Below are 14,247 nucleotides of genomic sequence, written 5' to 3' on the forward strand. Positions count from 1 at the left end.
CAGGAGGGGGCTCATCGCAGGGCTCCTCAGCGCTGGTAGGTGGTCGGGAGGTCGACCAGCGCGCCGAGCACCTGCTCGGCTCTCTCGAATCCCGCGGGTGGGTCACGCACCGGTAGGCTGCCGCCCCGTGACGACCACCGGACCCCACGCCCACCGCGGCCTGCTCCTCGCCGTCGACGGCACCTCGGGCTCCGGCAAGTCCAGCACCTGCCGCGGCGTCGCCGACCGGCTCGGCCTGGCCTACCTCGACACCGGCGCGCAGTTCCGCGCGATGACCTGGTGGATGCTCGAGCAGGGCGTCGACGTGCACGACGCCGACGCCGTCGCCGCCCGCGCCGCCGAGCCCATCCTGACCTCCGGCACCGACCCCCTCGCCCCGACGATCCACGTCGACGGCGTCGACGTGGGCGTCGAGATCCGCAGCCAGCGCGTCACCGACGCCGTCTCGCCGGTCTCCACCGTGCCGGCCGTGCGCGCGCGCCTGCTGGAGCTGCAGCGCCAGATCATCGCCGAGGCCCGCGAGGGCGCCGGCATCGTCGTCGAGGGGCGTGACATCGGCAGCGTCGTCGCCCCCGAGGCGCCGGTGAAGCTCTACCTCACCGCCGATCCCGCGGCTCGGGCCGTGCGTCGCGCCGCCGAGCAGGGCGTCCAGGACGCCGCCGCCGTCGCCGCCACCCAGGCCTCCCTGCTCGACCGGGACCGCATCGACTCCGGGCGCGCCACCGCCCCGCTGACCATGGCCGAGGGGGCGGTGCACCTCGACACGACGCCGTACACCCTCGCCGAGGTCATCGACCGCGTCGTGGCGCTCGCGGAGGCGGTCGAGGCGGACGCGTGAGCGCCGGCGCGCACGCCGCGCCGCCGCGCAGCGACGTCGTCGCGCACCCCCACCGCCACCTGCTGCACCCGCTGCGACCGATCTCGCGCTGGCTGGTGCGGCGGCGCTACGACGTCACCGTGCACGGAGCCGAGCAGTGCCCGTCCACGGGTCCGGTGGTGTTCGCGGCCAACCACATCGGCCTGATCGACGGGCCGCTGCTGGCGATCTTCGCGCCGCGTCCGGTGCACGCCCTCACCAAGGTCGAGATGTTCGCCGGCCGCACCGGCACCTTCCTGCGCCACGCCGGCCAGATCCCGCTCGACCGCTGGCACTGCGATCCCGCCGCGGTGAAGGCGTGCCTGCGGGTGCTGCGCGACGGCGGCGCCGTCGGCGTCTTCCCCGAGGGGCGGCGCGGCGACGGCGAGCTGCGCCGCTTCCACCGCGGCGCGGCGTACCTGGCGATGGTCACCGGCGCGCCCGTCGTGCCCGTGGTCCTGCTCGGCACCCGCGAGCCGGGCGCCGACTCCGACTCCCTCCCGCCCCGCGGTGCCCGCCTGGACGTCGTCATCGGGCCACCGCTGCGCCTGTCGGCCCAGCCCTGGCCCCGCACCCGGGAACAGGTGGGCGAGGCGACGGCGTTGCTGCAGAGCCACCTGCGCGCGCATCTCGACGCCGCGCTCACGCAGCTGGGTCGTGAGCTTCCCGGCCCGCTGCCCCCCGGCCAGACCGAACCCGATCCCGTCCCCGGGGTCACCGAGCAAGGAGCACCATGACCGAGCACGACCACGATCTCCCCGGCGTCCACGGCGCCGACCCCGAGACGACGGGTCCGGTGCCGGTGCTGGCCGTCGTCGGCCGCCCCAACGTCGGCAAGTCGACGCTGGTCAACCGGATCATCGGACGCCGCGAGGCGGTCGTCCAGGACATCCCCGGCGTCACCCGCGACCGCGTCTCCTACGACGCCAACTGGAACGGCCGCGCGTTCACCGTCGTCGACACCGGCGGCTGGGACCCCGACGCGCGGGGGCTCGCGCACTCGATCGCCGCGCAGGCCGAGGTGGCCGTGACGCTGGCCGACGCGGTGCTGTTCGTCGTCGACGCCACGGTCGGCATCACCGACTCCGACGAGGCCGTCGTCCGGATCCTGCGCAAGTCCGGCAAGCCGGTGATCCTCGCGGCCAACAAGGTCGACGACCAGCGCACCGAGGCCGAGGCCTACGGGCTGTGGAACCTCGGCCTGGGCGAGCCGTGGCCGGTCTCGGCGCTGCACGGCCGAGGCTCGGGCGACATGCTCGACGCCATCCTCGCCGCCCTGCCCGAGCCGCCGCCCGAGCGCCTGGGCGAGGAGGTCGGCGGGCCGCGTCGCATCGCGATCGTCGGCCGTCCGAACGTCGGCAAGTCCTCGCTGCTCAACCGGCTGGCGGGGGAGGAGCGGGTCGTCGTCGACAACGTCGCCGGCACCACCGTCGACCCCGTCGACGAGCTCATCGAGATGGGCGGCCAGGTGTGGCGCTTCATCGACACCGCCGGCATCCGCAAGCGCGTCAAGACCGCCTCGGGCCACGAGTACTACGCCTCGCTGCGCACCAGCACCGCGATCGATCGGGCCGAGGTCGCCGTGCTGGTCGTCGACGGCGGCCAGTCGGTCAGCGAGCAGGACATGCGGATCATCCAGATGATCCGCGAGTCGGGCCGTGCCATGGTCATCGCCTTCAACAAGTGGGACCTCGTCGACGAGGAGCGCCGCTACTACCTCGAGCGCGAGGTCGAGCGCGACCTCGTGCAGGTGCAGTGGGCGCCGCGGATCAACATCACCGCCCGCACCGGCTGGCACATCGACCGGCTGGTCCCCGCTATCACCCGAGCGCTGGAGGGCTGGGAGACCCGCATCTCCACCGGCGCGCTCAACGCCTTCCTCGGCCGTCTGGTCGCCGAGCACCCGCACCCGGTGCGCTCGGGCAAGCAGCCGAAGATCCTCTTCGGCACCCAGGCCTCCACCGCGCCGCCCACGTTCATCCTGTTCACCTCCGGCAAGCTCGACGCCGGCTACGAGCGGTTCATCGAGCGGCGCCTGCGCGAGGAGTTCGGCTTCGTCGGCACCCCGATCGTCCTCCAGCAGCGTCCGCGGGAGAAGCGCAAGCGCTGATCGGGGCTGGTTCGGATCGGCGGGGGCTGAAAGCTTCAGCGGCCGACTGCCGAAGCTTCAGCGGCTGACCGCCGAACCTCTCGGTGGGCGTTCGAAGGTTCGCACGCCCACCGAAAGGTTCCGTCGTCCCTGGGAGGTCCCGTGCGTGGAGTGGGTGCACTGCTGGTGACGGCCGCCGTGCTGACGGGGGCCGCGCACGACTCCGCCGCGTCGGCGCCGGCCCCTGCGGCCGAGCGGAGCGTCAGCGCCTCTGTCCGAGGCTCGACGGTGGGCGGCTGCACGGTGTTCCCCTCCACCAGCTGGTGGCACGCGCGGGTCGACCGGCTGCCGGTCGAGCGCCACAGCGCGTCATGGCTGGCGGCGATGTCGCCGACTCGGCGCCTGCACCCCGACCTCGGCGGCCCCTACGGCATCCCCGTGACGGTGGTGTCCGGCAGTCATCCGCGGGTGAGCGTGCGGTTCGGCTACGCCGACGAGAGCGATCGCGTGGGCTACCCGCTGGGCTCCGACACCCGCATCGAGGGCGGCGCGGCCTCCGACGGCGACCGGCACGCGATCGTCGTCGACAGGGACCGCTGCCGGCTCTACGAGACCTGGTCGACGCGGCGCACCGCCTCCGGCTGGACGGCGGGCTCCGGCGCGGTGTGGAGCCTGACGTCGAACCGCCTGCGTCCTGACGGCTGGACCTCCGCCGATGCCGCCGGACTGCCGATCCTCCCCGGCCTGCTGCGCTGGTCGGAGGTGCGCGACGGCACCATCGACCACGCGATCCGCTTCACCACCGACGTCACGGCACGGCGCCACCTCTGGCCCGCCCGTCACGACGCCGGCTCCACCGACAGCGCGGACGCACCGCCGATGGGTGCCCGGTTCCGCCTGCGCGCCGACTACGACGCCTCCGGGCTCGGCCTCTACGCCCGCCGCGTCGTGCGAGCCCTGAAGACCTACGGGCTGGTGCTGGCCGACAACGGCTCGCCGTGGTTCTTCCAGGGTGAGCAGAGCAGCGGATGGCCCGACGCCCTCGTCGAGCAGCTGAAGACGATCCCCGCCAGCGCCTTCGAGGCCGTGGACGCCTCGCGCCTGGAGCGGTGGCCGGACTCCGCAGCCGTGCGCCCCTGAGGATCCCGGCCCCGCGCGGTGGGCCGATTCCAGCCACCGGGTCGGTCTGTTGTAGTGTTCACGCGCTGCCCCTCGGGGCGGTGTTCGGGCTGTAGCGCAGCTTGGTAGCGCACTTGACTGGGGGTCAAGGGGTCGCAGGTTCAAATCCTGTCAGCCCGACCGAACGAACCGGGTCTGACCAGCGGGTTTCCGCAGGTCAGGCCCGGTTCTGCGTTGCAGGGCAGGTGCCTGGCTCCACCCCACGATCTCGAGAGCTTGGGGTGATCGTGGGGTGCACCCTCTTGCGCGTCTTCTGAGAGTGGTCATCACCGCATCACCACCACCTCTCATTGGGAGACCACGATGAACGAACACACCTCCATTCCGGCCCTCCGTTCGGCGGGAGACCTCTGATGGCCTGGGCCGAGCAGCGCGGTGAGCGCTGGTACGGGCGCTTCAACGGCCCCGACGGGCAGAAGTGCTACGCCGGGTCGTACGACACCCCTGAGGAGGCCAGGAGGGCCGCAGAGCGCGCCGAGGAGCACGCCGGCCAGGGCGGCTGGTTCGACCTCTCGGCGGGCAAGCTGACGCTGGCCCGCTACTGGGAGCACTGGCTGTCGAGCCGGCAGATCGAGCTCAACACCCGCCTCGGCTACGAGGTGCACTGGCGGACGAGCATCGAGCCCACCTTCGGCCAGCTCGAGCTCCGGGCCATCTCGCCGACCATGGTGCAGCGCTGGGTGACCGACCAGATCGCCGCCGGCGACAGCGCCGGGACGGTGCGGGCGCGCTTCAAGGTGCTCAGCGCCGTGCTCGCCGCGCGCCGGGGCTCCTCGGCGACGCGCGACCAGCTCATCGTCGCCAACCCCTGCGCCGGCATCGAGCTGCCGCGGGCTCGGGTGCGCGACATCGACGTCTACACGCCCGAGGAGTACCGGCGCCTGCGCACCGGCTTCGACGACTACCACCGGCTCTTGGCCGACCTCGCCGTCGAGACCGGCATGCGGTGGGGCGAGCTCATGGGCCTGCTCGTCATGGACCTCGATCTCGAGCGCTCGGTGGTGACGGTGGCTCGGACCATCGTCGAGGCCTCGAGGAAGGGCAGCGGCGAGCCCACGCCCTTCACGCGCAAGGACGTGCCGAAGAGCGGCAAGGTCCGCCACCTGGCGCTCCGCGAGTCGACGACCCAGGCTCTCGCCCAGCACATCGCCGTCCAGGGGCTCCAGCGCGGTGACCGGCTCTTCTGCCGGCGCGACACCCTCGGTGCCCACATCCGTACCGTCGAGTGGCCTGAGGGGCAGCCCATCAGCCGCAACCACCACTCCCGCTACGTGTGGGTGCCGGCTCATGTGGTCTCTGGCGTGCGGCCTCGCCGCTTCCACGACCTGAGGGGCTCCAACCTCTCCTGGATGGTGGCCGGTGGCGCCGACCTGGCGGTCGTCCAGGCCCGTGCCGGCCACGCGAGCATCGAGACGACCCAGCGTTACCTCAAGGCCGTAAACGTCGACACCGAGGCTCTCGGTGCGCTCGACAGGGTCGAACGGGGCGCTGGCCTGAGCAAGTCGGATGAGTCTGGTGAGCGCGCACGTGAGGACGCGGCCGCGACCGCGGCTCTGATCATCGAGGCTCAGCGCCTGGCAAAGGAGCACCGCAAGGCTGCGAAGAAGCGGAAGGCAGCGAGGAAGCGCAGCGCTGGGCCGGAGGAGCAGGAGTCGGCCTGAGCTCCGCCAACGGGGAGCAGCCGTCGCGAGGAGGCGAGGGCTGCTCCCTCGGCGGCGTTGTGGAGACGGCGTGGCAAGACGACCAGGTGATCTGTCGGCGCAGGACTGGCGTCCTGAAGGGCTCTCTGGGGGGTCTGCCCGCTCCGGCGCCTGCGCGGTGTCGTCTACGTCCAGAGCTCGCGGTCGTGGAGAGCCCGGTGAGCCTGCTCGACTGCCGGTAGTGGCCACCAAGGGCTCCTCGCGCCAGCTATCCCGGCGCCTGACGGCCCGAGGACGCCATCTGCGTCTAGCTTCTTGAACGTCTCGATGTCGACACCCAGGAGCTCGCAGGCGACGTCCCACTCAACGACGCGAGGAAGTTGCTCGATCCGGCTAGGGACGAGCTGTGCGGCTCCGGGGAAGGGCACCGCGATCTCGGGGATGACTGCTAGCAGCTCGGCGTCGTCGAGTGGGAGGGCCCGGTCACGACCGAAACCGCCGGCGACAGCGCCCAAACGCCCAAGATCACCCGGTGAGAGCTCGAACGTCATGACGGTCGGGACCTGCTGTCGACTTTGCTCCAAGACCCATGCGTGGCCAGCTAGGTCCAAGTTCCACGAGTAGATGGGAGCGCCTTCACCTCGGGTCCGAAGGCGCCAGCACGACCACAGCAGCTCCCACTCGGACTCGGGCGCTCGCTGCGCCCAGCTCGCGGCGGCGTCCTCCCAACGTGGCGTCAACGAGACGACCTCACCGCGACCCCTCTCAGTCACGAAGGGGCGCTTGTAGAGCTTGAGATCGGCCATGATCGCTTCAACGCTCAAGCCAAAGCGCTCGCCCATCTCCGACACCGCGTCTCGAGCCCTCAGTGGCCTGAAGCCCTCGGTCTGGATCTTCTCGGCCGCGAGGGCGGTCGTCGCATGGTGAAGCAGCATTGAGGTGGGGATGCTCTCTCGTTCTTGGGAATGGGACTTGGACTGGCGCTCGGGGCGAGCAGTGCCCCCAGCGGTGGGGCCCGTCGGTGGTCGGCGCCGTCCCGTGTCACTCGATGATGTCGAGCGGAGGCAGGGCGTCGACGATGCGCATGGTCTCGAGGCTGACGGTGACGACGCGTGCGAGCAGGTCGAGGATGTAGCGGGGGTCGCCGACCTCGCGAGACCAGTCGTTGGGGTCATTCACGATGCCCGAGGCCTTGTCGGTCTTCACGTAGTAGCGGTCGATGATCCACTCGATGGCCGACCGTGAGCCCAGTTGGTAGCGGTAGGCCTCCTCCGGGACGCCGGTGAGCGTGATGCGGTCGTTGTAGTGGATGACGGTGCGGTCGGCGCGCTCGCCCGCGGCCTTCTGTTCCGCGCTCGGCTTGCCGAAGCGCATCTTCTTGTCGCCGACCGCGTAGAAGGCGTAGGAGTCGCCGACAACTGGCGTCTCTAGACCACCGAGGTTGAAGCGCTCGACTGACTCGTAGTCGAGATGCAGTTCAGCCAACCGTCGTCCCGCTTCGACATAGGGGTTAAACGACCTGGCAAACGGCAGGCGGGGCAGCGCCTTCGTCAGGTCACCTGCGTACTGCTCGCGGTAGGCCGATGAATGAAGAAGTCCATAGCTGTAGAAGAAGATGTCATCCTTCGAGATCGTCTCATCTGGATACGCATTCTCGAATGCGGTTAGCGCCTGGTCAGTGATGTTGTCGCGTCTCCTCTGACCACCGAACGACGGCTGCGCGTCGTCGAAGTCAAGGACGTCGTCGTCAGGCGCGGTCTCGTAAGTCCATCGTGGAAAGACACGACTGGGGTCCATGAAGAGACCAAGGTTTGGGATGTCTCTGACCGCGAGTACCGAGAAGGGCGTTCGTCCCTGTGCAGTTGTCACCGCAAGCGCGACGTTGTCAGAGTCCGCTAGCGGAAACAGTTGCCGGTTCCGATACTGGACCTCGTTCAGCGCAGTCTCGAAGTAGAGGTGCTGCCGCGTGAACGGTCGGTAGAGCGATGTTCTCACCGACGACGGCGACGGCGCCGCAAGGCGACGGCCGCGTTCGAACCGCGCCTTCAGTGAGCGCGACCAGCTGATGGCCCGTGGGTTGTCGACAAAGGTCTCCCCGAGACTGGAGTTGAAGGTGTCGGTCAGAAGCTCGACGTTCGCCAGCAGCCGTTCGGCCGACCAGTTGCAGACCCAGGCGTCTCGGTTGGTGACGACACCGTAAGTCGCCATTCCGAAGATGTTGCTCGTCGACGAAGTGTCCTCGCCGATGGCTATAAACCTGGTGTACTCCTCCCGCCGCTGGCCGAACCAGTCGCCGTGTTCGTTGGGAACGATCTCCACAGTTGGGATCGCGTTGACAGCAGCGAAGTCTCTAACCCGCAACAACTTCTCTGCGGCGGTGAGGTAGTCGCCGATGTCGGTGTAGTGGATGGTGGCTGGCCCCGGCTTGTCAGGGTTTCGGACCAACACGGTGACGGCGACAGTCGCCCGACTGCCAGCGCCGAACACCTTGCCGCCCTCCTTGCGAGACTGTTCGCCGGCCGTGCGCTGGTTGCCGCGAAGGTTGAGGATGTGAATGCTGGTGAACTCATCTGCAAGGGTCTTGCGAAGCCCGTCAGCGGTGTTGGAGTCGATGAAGCCGCCGTTGGTCACGTAGGCGATGACACCTCGGTCCTGGATGCGCAGCGTGGCCCACTTGATGGCACGAACGTACGAGTCGTAGAGGGAGCGCAGGGAGGAAGCCGACGAGCGAGCTGAATATGTGCGTCGGATCTCCTCGTCCAGAGCCGGGTAGCGCTCGTTGGCGTTGTCGTCGTTGGCTGAGTCCTGGCCCACTGAGTAGGGCGGGTTGCCGACGATGACGGTGATGGGCAGCTTCTTGAGCGCCTCGAGCCGTGCGTTGTTCTCGGGGAAGACGTCGAGGTCGGGGCGGTCGTCGGGCTCCCAGGACTGGAAGGTGTCGGTGAGGATGAGGCCGGGGAACGGTGCCTGTTGCCCGGTGAGATCGGTGTAGGTCTGCTCGATGTTGACGCAGGCGATGTAGTACGCGAGCAGCAGGATCTCGTTGCCGTGCAGCTCGCTGGCGTACTTCCGCGCGAGGTCGTGAGGTTCGATGAGGCCCGACTGCAGGAGGCGGACGAGGAAGGTGCCAGTACCGGTGAAGCCGTCGAGGATGTGGACGCCCTCGTCGGTGAGGCCTTGGCCGAACTCCTCGCGAAGGACGGCGTCGGCGGAGCGCAGGATGAAGTCGACGATCTCGACCGGGGTGTAGACGATGCCGAGCTTGTCGACCGTCTTCTTGAACGCGGTGGAGAAGAACTTGTCGTAGAGCTCGACGATGATGCGCTGCTTGCCCTCGGCGTTGTCGACGCCCTCCACACGGCGGCGCACGGTGTCGTAGAACGACTGCAGGGTGGCGTTCTCGGCCTCGAGGTTGTGCTCGTCGAGGGAGGCGAGCATGAGCTCCATGGTCTTGGCCACGGGGTTGGTGGCGGTGAAATCGTAGGTGCCGTCCTCGCCGGCGAACAGGGCCTCGAAGATGGGGCGGGTGACGAGGTGCTGGGAGAGCATGTCGATGGCCTCGTCGACAGTGATGTTGTCGTTGAGGTTGCCGCGAAGCCCGGCGAGGAAGACCTCGAACTCCTTGGCCGCGTTCGACTCGGGGTCGGCGAGGAGGCCCCTGATGCGGGTGGTGTGGGCCGCGCCGATGTCGGCGACGTCCTTGGCCCAGGTCTCCCAGTAGCGGCGCTCGCCGACCTTCTGCACGATCTTGGCGTACATGGCGTCGCGGAACTGGTCGGTGGGGAACTCGAGCATCGCCTGGACGGTCTCGGAGCGGCGGCGCTCCTTCTCCCGGCGATCGTCGGCGCCGGTGCGGGCGGTGTCGCCGTCCTTGCCGGGACGCTCGACCTCCTCGCCGCCGCCGGTAACCGTGAAGATCTCGAGCTTGTCGGTCGGCTTCTTCTTGTTGAGGTCGATCTTGTTGACGAGGGCGTGGAAGCGGTCGTCGTGGGAGCGCAGAGCCTGGAGCACCTGCCACACGACCTTGAAGCGGTCGTTGTCGGCCAGGGCGGCCTCCGGGGTCGAGCCGGCAGGCACGACCACCGGCAGGATGATGTAGCCGAGCTCCTTGCCCTGTGCCCTGCGCATGACGCGGCCGACGGACTGGACGACGTCGACCTGGCTGCCACGGGGCGTCAGGAAGAGGACCGCGTCGAGCGCGGGCACGTCGACTCCCTCGGAGAGGCACTTGGCGTTGGTGAGGATGCGGCACACCCCATCGCCGGCGTCGGCTTTGAGCCAGGCGAGGTGGGCGTTGCGCTCGTGGATGCCCATCGTGCCGTCGACGTGCTGTGCCTCTACCCGCAGTGGCGTGCGCCCCTCGGGCAGGTCGATGAGGGCCCGCTCGACCAACGGCTCGAAGGCCGCGGCGGCCTGCTCCGAGGCCTTGATGTTCTGTGCGAAGGCCACCGCGGTGCGCATGGGAGCCACGGGAACGGACGTTGCGGAGGTGCCGGACGCTGCGTCGATGTCATCGCCGGCCCCACCGGTGACGATCTCGGTGGTGTGGCCCTGGGGTCCGAAGTTCTTCGCCAGGCCGTTCCAGCAGCCGATGAGCTTCGCGGCGTCGTCGAGCTTGAGCTCGCCACCAGCGCGGGCCATGGCCTGCTGGAAGTTCTCGGCAACGTAGGACTCATCGACGGCCAGGACGAGCACCTTGTAGTCGGTCAGGAGCTGGGCCTCGACGGCCTCGCCGAAGCCCAGCCGGTGGAGCTCGGGCCCGTAGACGGTCTCGTCACCCATGTCGGCGAGTACGGCGTCGGCCTCGGTGGCCTTCTTGCGGACCTCATCCCCGAAGACCCTCGGCGTCGCGGTCATGTAGAGGCGCTTCGCTGCGTGCAGCACGTCGCCGTCGTGCACGCGGACGAAGGTGGACTCGTCGCCGCCAGCGAGGGTCACGCCAGTGGTGCGGTGGGCCTCATCGCAGATGACGAGGTCGAAGTCACCCAGTCCCTGCTGCTGCGCCCGGGTGATGACGTCAATGGACTGGTAGGTGGAGAAGACGACGGTCATCCGCTCCTTGGCGTACTTGCCGACCTGCATGCGCGCCACCAGCGTGGCCGCGTCGGTGGTCGGAGGCTCGGTGAGGTCGATGGAGGCCATGTCGGCGTCGTCGGTGCGAACCTGCCGGCCGACCCGGGTGTCGGAGCAGACCGCGAAGGGGCGGATGTCGACCTCGGTGTTGGCCATCCACTCGCGCAGGGTCTGGGAGAGCAGCTGGATGGAGGGCACGAGGAACAGGACGCTGCCGCCCTCGCCGACGAGGTCCTCGGCGATCTTCAGGGCTGTGAACGTCTTGCCCGTGCCGCAGGCCATGATCAGCTTGCCGCGGTCGTGCTCGCTCAGCCCGGTTCGGACGTCCTCGAGCGCGTGGCGCTGATGGGGTCGCAAGGACTTCTTGCCGGTGGGCACGACGACCTCGGGGGTCTCCCAGCGGAAGGCGGCCCAGTCGATGGCGGCGTCGTCGAGATAGGCGATGTCGATGCGCTGGGCGACGCCGCGCAGTGTGTCCTCGGCGTTGCCCGACCAGCCGGCTGAGGTGTCGAAGACGAGCCGCTGAGTGAACTGCGAACGAGCCGAGGCCGAGATGAAGGAGTCGATGTCGGCCTTCGCCACGTGTTTGCCGGCGCCGTAGAACTTGCACTGGATGGCGGTCAGGCCGTCGTCGTCACGGTGCGAGGCGACGAGATCGATGCCTGTGTCAGGGCGCCCGTCGCGGTCGGGCCACTCCGACCAGAGCCACACCTCGTCGAAGCGCTGGACCCACTCGGGGTCGTTCTTCAGGTAGGCCTGGATGAGGCGCTCGAACTTGTCACCCTTGTCGCGCTCGTCCAGCGCGGTCTCGCGCAGCTCGGTCAGCACCTCGGAGATCGACGTCGTCACGGCCGCACCCTGCCACAGGTAAAGGCGCCCGTGGGAGGCAACCCTCCATCACTGCACCAGAGGTTGCAGGACGTCGCTGCCTGCTGGGTGCGGGCCTTCCGCGTCGGTCGCGAGCCGCCCGCGCGACCGTGAGAGGGTCCGGCATGCGCATCGTCACGTGGAACCTTGAGGGCAAGTGGTCCCAGGCGCACGCGGACGTGCTCTCCGCGCTCGACGGTGATCTGCTGCTGCTCACCGAGGTGCGTGACGACGTCGACGTCGCCGGCATGGAGCTGCTCCTCGGAGATTGCGAGATGGCGCCTGGTCGCCGGCTCGTCGCCGTCGCCGGGCGGAGCGCACCTCGGTGGCTCGACGACCCCCATGCCGCCTCCCTCCGCGCCGAGGTGGACGGCCTGCGGGTCTGCTGCACGGTGCTGCCTGCGCGAGGGTGGCGGCCAACCGACATCTACGGTCCAGGGTCGCTCAACGACATGACCGCGCCCAACTGGCCCGCGGTCGAGCGCGCTCGCCCTGACGTGTGGGGTGGTGACCTCAACCAGGCGCTGGCGGGCCGCGAGTGAGTCGGGACGAACCTCGGGCGCACCCGACTCCTCGAGACCGTCGCCGCGCTCGGGCTCCAAGTGCCGACGGCGGAGCTCGCCTCAGCGACGGCGGGAGCTGGCTCCATCGACCACATCGCGGTGCCGGCGACCTGGGAGGTCACCACCGCGGCCAGGGTGCCGGTGGAGCGACGCCTCTCAGACCACAGCGCCTACGTGGTCGAGGCTCGGCCCGTCGTCGCCCACCGCTAGAACGGACGTTGACAGACTCCGGACACCGGAGGGCATCGAAGACGCGCGGAGTGACTGGTGCCGGCAGTCTCCGGCCAGTCGTGTCTCCAACGGGCGTCCCGGCCGCTTTACGGCTCCAGGCCCGGGACTTATCGCGAGAGCGGGGCCGCCGTTGTGGAGGCACCTGCTCTCAGACGCTCGGGAGGAAAGGCGGGGGGTGGTCTCGTGACTGCGGCAGCAGTCTCGGAACGTGACGCCTGCCGGTGGAGACCGGCTCCCACGAGACGCGGTGCCACTGGGCAGGCGGGTCGTCCGGTGGTCCTCCCCGTCGTCGGCGTCACGGTGAAGACGCCACACGTAGCGTGCTCCGACTGCCAACGCGTGAGGGCCTGTCCCTGGGGGTGCGGGTCCAGGGAGGACTTCAGGAGGCTTAGCCGTCTCGCGAGCGTTACGGCTGGAACCTGCGGGCTCATGTGGCGCATGTAGCGGAGCAGGGCCACTGTGACCGCACGAGCCGGCCGCCCCATGGGCCGCGGCCGTGAGGGCTCGCCTGGACGTCGGCTCCAGGGTCCCCGCCCCCTCTGCAACGGACGTTCTAGGCCGGGCGGCCGGCCACACGCAGGCAGTGTGGGCTACTGCTGGCACGGTCAGTCGAAGGCGCTGGGCCGAGCCTGGTCGGGCTCAAGGAGGCCCACGACCTCGTCGAACTCCACACGCAGCGTGCGCCTACCGGCAAGGCGGTAAGTGGTCAGCTCGCCGCGTTCGATGATGCGCTGCAGGGTGCGCACGGAGACGCCGAGCGTCTCGGCGGCTCGAGCGAGGCTGATGTAGCAAGGCCGGCAAGCAACGGTTGTCATGTCAGGGACTTCGGCCATAAAGGGCGTTGGCGCTGGTTGTCGCGCGCGCCACCTCTGGATGAGCGGGGCACACCTCGCCCTACCCGGACGGAGGCGGCCCCGCGGGTCTGGAACTCGCGGGCGGGGTCTCCCACCCCGTAACTCGACTCGATCTCTGGGTATCCCGTCCTGCGCACACTTCGCGCCGACGATGTCGGAATCCTCGACCTTGCCAAGCAGTCTCCGAGCCAGCACTCTCTGCTGGACCTAGCCCGGGCACCGTCCTCCACCTCGCGGTCCGTTCAGGACCTCGGTCGGACGAGGGGCCGGTTGTCTCTCCGGCTTCAGTTCGACTCTGTCGGCGCGGGGCTCCTGACGCCGACGGGATGGAGGCTCGGATCCCGACCGTCGGGCGAGATCCCACTCTGCCCGACCACTTCGGACAGAGCCCCGCCAACGCGCGACTTCAGGTGTGGGCGCAGCGGGGTGCGTCGTCGACTGCGTGGTGCACGAGTGGGCCAGTTCGATGCGCTGCCCGGGCGTGTCAGGCGCCACGGAGGCTCCTGGGTGACCGCCGAGAACAGTTGGAAGGTCATCGTTTCCACCGGCAAAGCCTGCCCGGTGATGCCTTCCATCGACGTGCGTCTAGCGAGGGCGGCCAGCTGAGGCCGCCAGAGAGCGGTGGCGGGTAGTCGGCGCGGGGAGTCAGGATGGCGCGCATGGACATGGAACCCTCACCCGGGCCGGCTTGGCCCCCGAAGAGCTCCAGCGCGCCGCTGGCATTGCCGCCAAGGTCGCTAACGGCTCCACCGAGCTGCCAGCCGACCCCGAGCACGCCCGCGACGTCGTCGACCGGCTGAGTGCCGCTGCCGAGGCGGCGAGGGACGAGCCGGAGTCGGCGAGCCGGACGGCGAGGGACCGCTGGAAAGCGACTACTGGCCCGGCATCCTGCCGT

At 69.5% G+C, this 14,247-nt stretch carries 9 protein-coding genes and 1 tRNA gene; 7 read left to right on the forward strand and 3 right to left on the reverse strand.

Annotated elements, in window-relative coordinates:
- Positions 1-127 precede the first annotated feature (127 nt).
- From cmk to ACZDWJ_RS03920, 6 genes are all read left to right on the forward strand, one after another.
- Positions 128-838: a (d)CMP kinase gene (gene cmk / locus ACZDWJ_RS03895; RefSeq protein WP_463519608.1), complete on the forward strand. Its 711-nt coding sequence runs from the start codon at positions 128-130 to the stop codon at positions 836-838.
- Positions 835-1,593 carry a lysophospholipid acyltransferase family protein gene (locus ACZDWJ_RS03900; protein WP_463519610.1) on the forward strand — a complete coding sequence of 253 codons (759 nt, stop codon included), beginning with the start codon at positions 835-837 and terminating at the stop codon, positions 1,591-1,593. Before cmk ends, ACZDWJ_RS03900 begins: the two co-directional genes overlap by 4 nt.
- Positions 1,590-2,966, forward strand: coding sequence for a ribosome biogenesis GTPase Der (gene der / locus ACZDWJ_RS03905; RefSeq protein ID WP_463519611.1), 1,377 nt, complete (start codon positions 1,590-1,592; stop codon positions 2,964-2,966). Before ACZDWJ_RS03900 ends, der begins: the two co-directional genes overlap by 4 nt.
- Positions 2,967-3,233: 267 nt before the next feature.
- Positions 3,234-4,085 carry a hypothetical protein gene (locus tag ACZDWJ_RS03910; protein ID WP_463519612.1) on the forward strand — a complete coding sequence of 284 codons (852 nt, stop codon included), beginning with the start codon at positions 3,234-3,236 and terminating at the stop codon, positions 4,083-4,085.
- Between the two features lie 85 nt (positions 4,086-4,170).
- Positions 4,171-4,244, forward strand: a tRNA-Pro gene (locus ACZDWJ_RS03915).
- A 233-nt stretch (positions 4,245-4,477) separates the two neighbouring features.
- Complete coding sequence (locus ACZDWJ_RS03920; RefSeq protein ID WP_463519613.1) at positions 4,478-5,785, forward strand: tyrosine-type recombinase/integrase; 1,308 nt, start codon at positions 4,478-4,480, stop codon at positions 5,783-5,785.
- 164 nt (positions 5,786-5,949) lie between these two features.
- Here ACZDWJ_RS03920 and ACZDWJ_RS03925 read toward each other — a convergent pair whose 3' ends face one another.
- Both ACZDWJ_RS03925 and ACZDWJ_RS03930 read right to left on the reverse strand, forming a co-directional pair.
- Positions 5,950-6,699, reverse strand: coding sequence for a hypothetical protein (locus ACZDWJ_RS03925; RefSeq protein WP_463519614.1), 750 nt, complete (start codon positions 6,697-6,699; stop codon positions 5,950-5,952).
- Positions 6,700-6,805: 106 nt separating this feature from the next.
- Positions 6,806-11,686, reverse strand: coding sequence for a DEAD/DEAH box helicase (locus ACZDWJ_RS03930; RefSeq protein WP_463519615.1), 4,881 nt, complete (start codon positions 11,684-11,686; stop codon positions 6,806-6,808).
- 143 nt (positions 11,687-11,829) lie between these two features.
- On the opposite strand from ACZDWJ_RS03930, the gene ACZDWJ_RS03935 reads away from it, so the two are divergent.
- Positions 11,830-12,246, forward strand: coding sequence for a hypothetical protein (locus ACZDWJ_RS03935; RefSeq protein WP_463519616.1), 417 nt, complete (start codon positions 11,830-11,832; stop codon positions 12,244-12,246).
- Between the two features lie 857 nt (positions 12,247-13,103).
- Here ACZDWJ_RS03935 and ACZDWJ_RS03940 read toward each other — a convergent pair.
- Positions 13,104-13,331, reverse strand: coding sequence for an excisionase family DNA-binding protein (locus tag ACZDWJ_RS03940; protein ID WP_463519617.1), 228 nt, complete (start codon positions 13,329-13,331; stop codon positions 13,104-13,106).
- Positions 13,332-14,247 lie beyond the last annotated feature (916 nt).

The organism is Nocardioides sp. B129/18, from assembly GCF_055282735.1.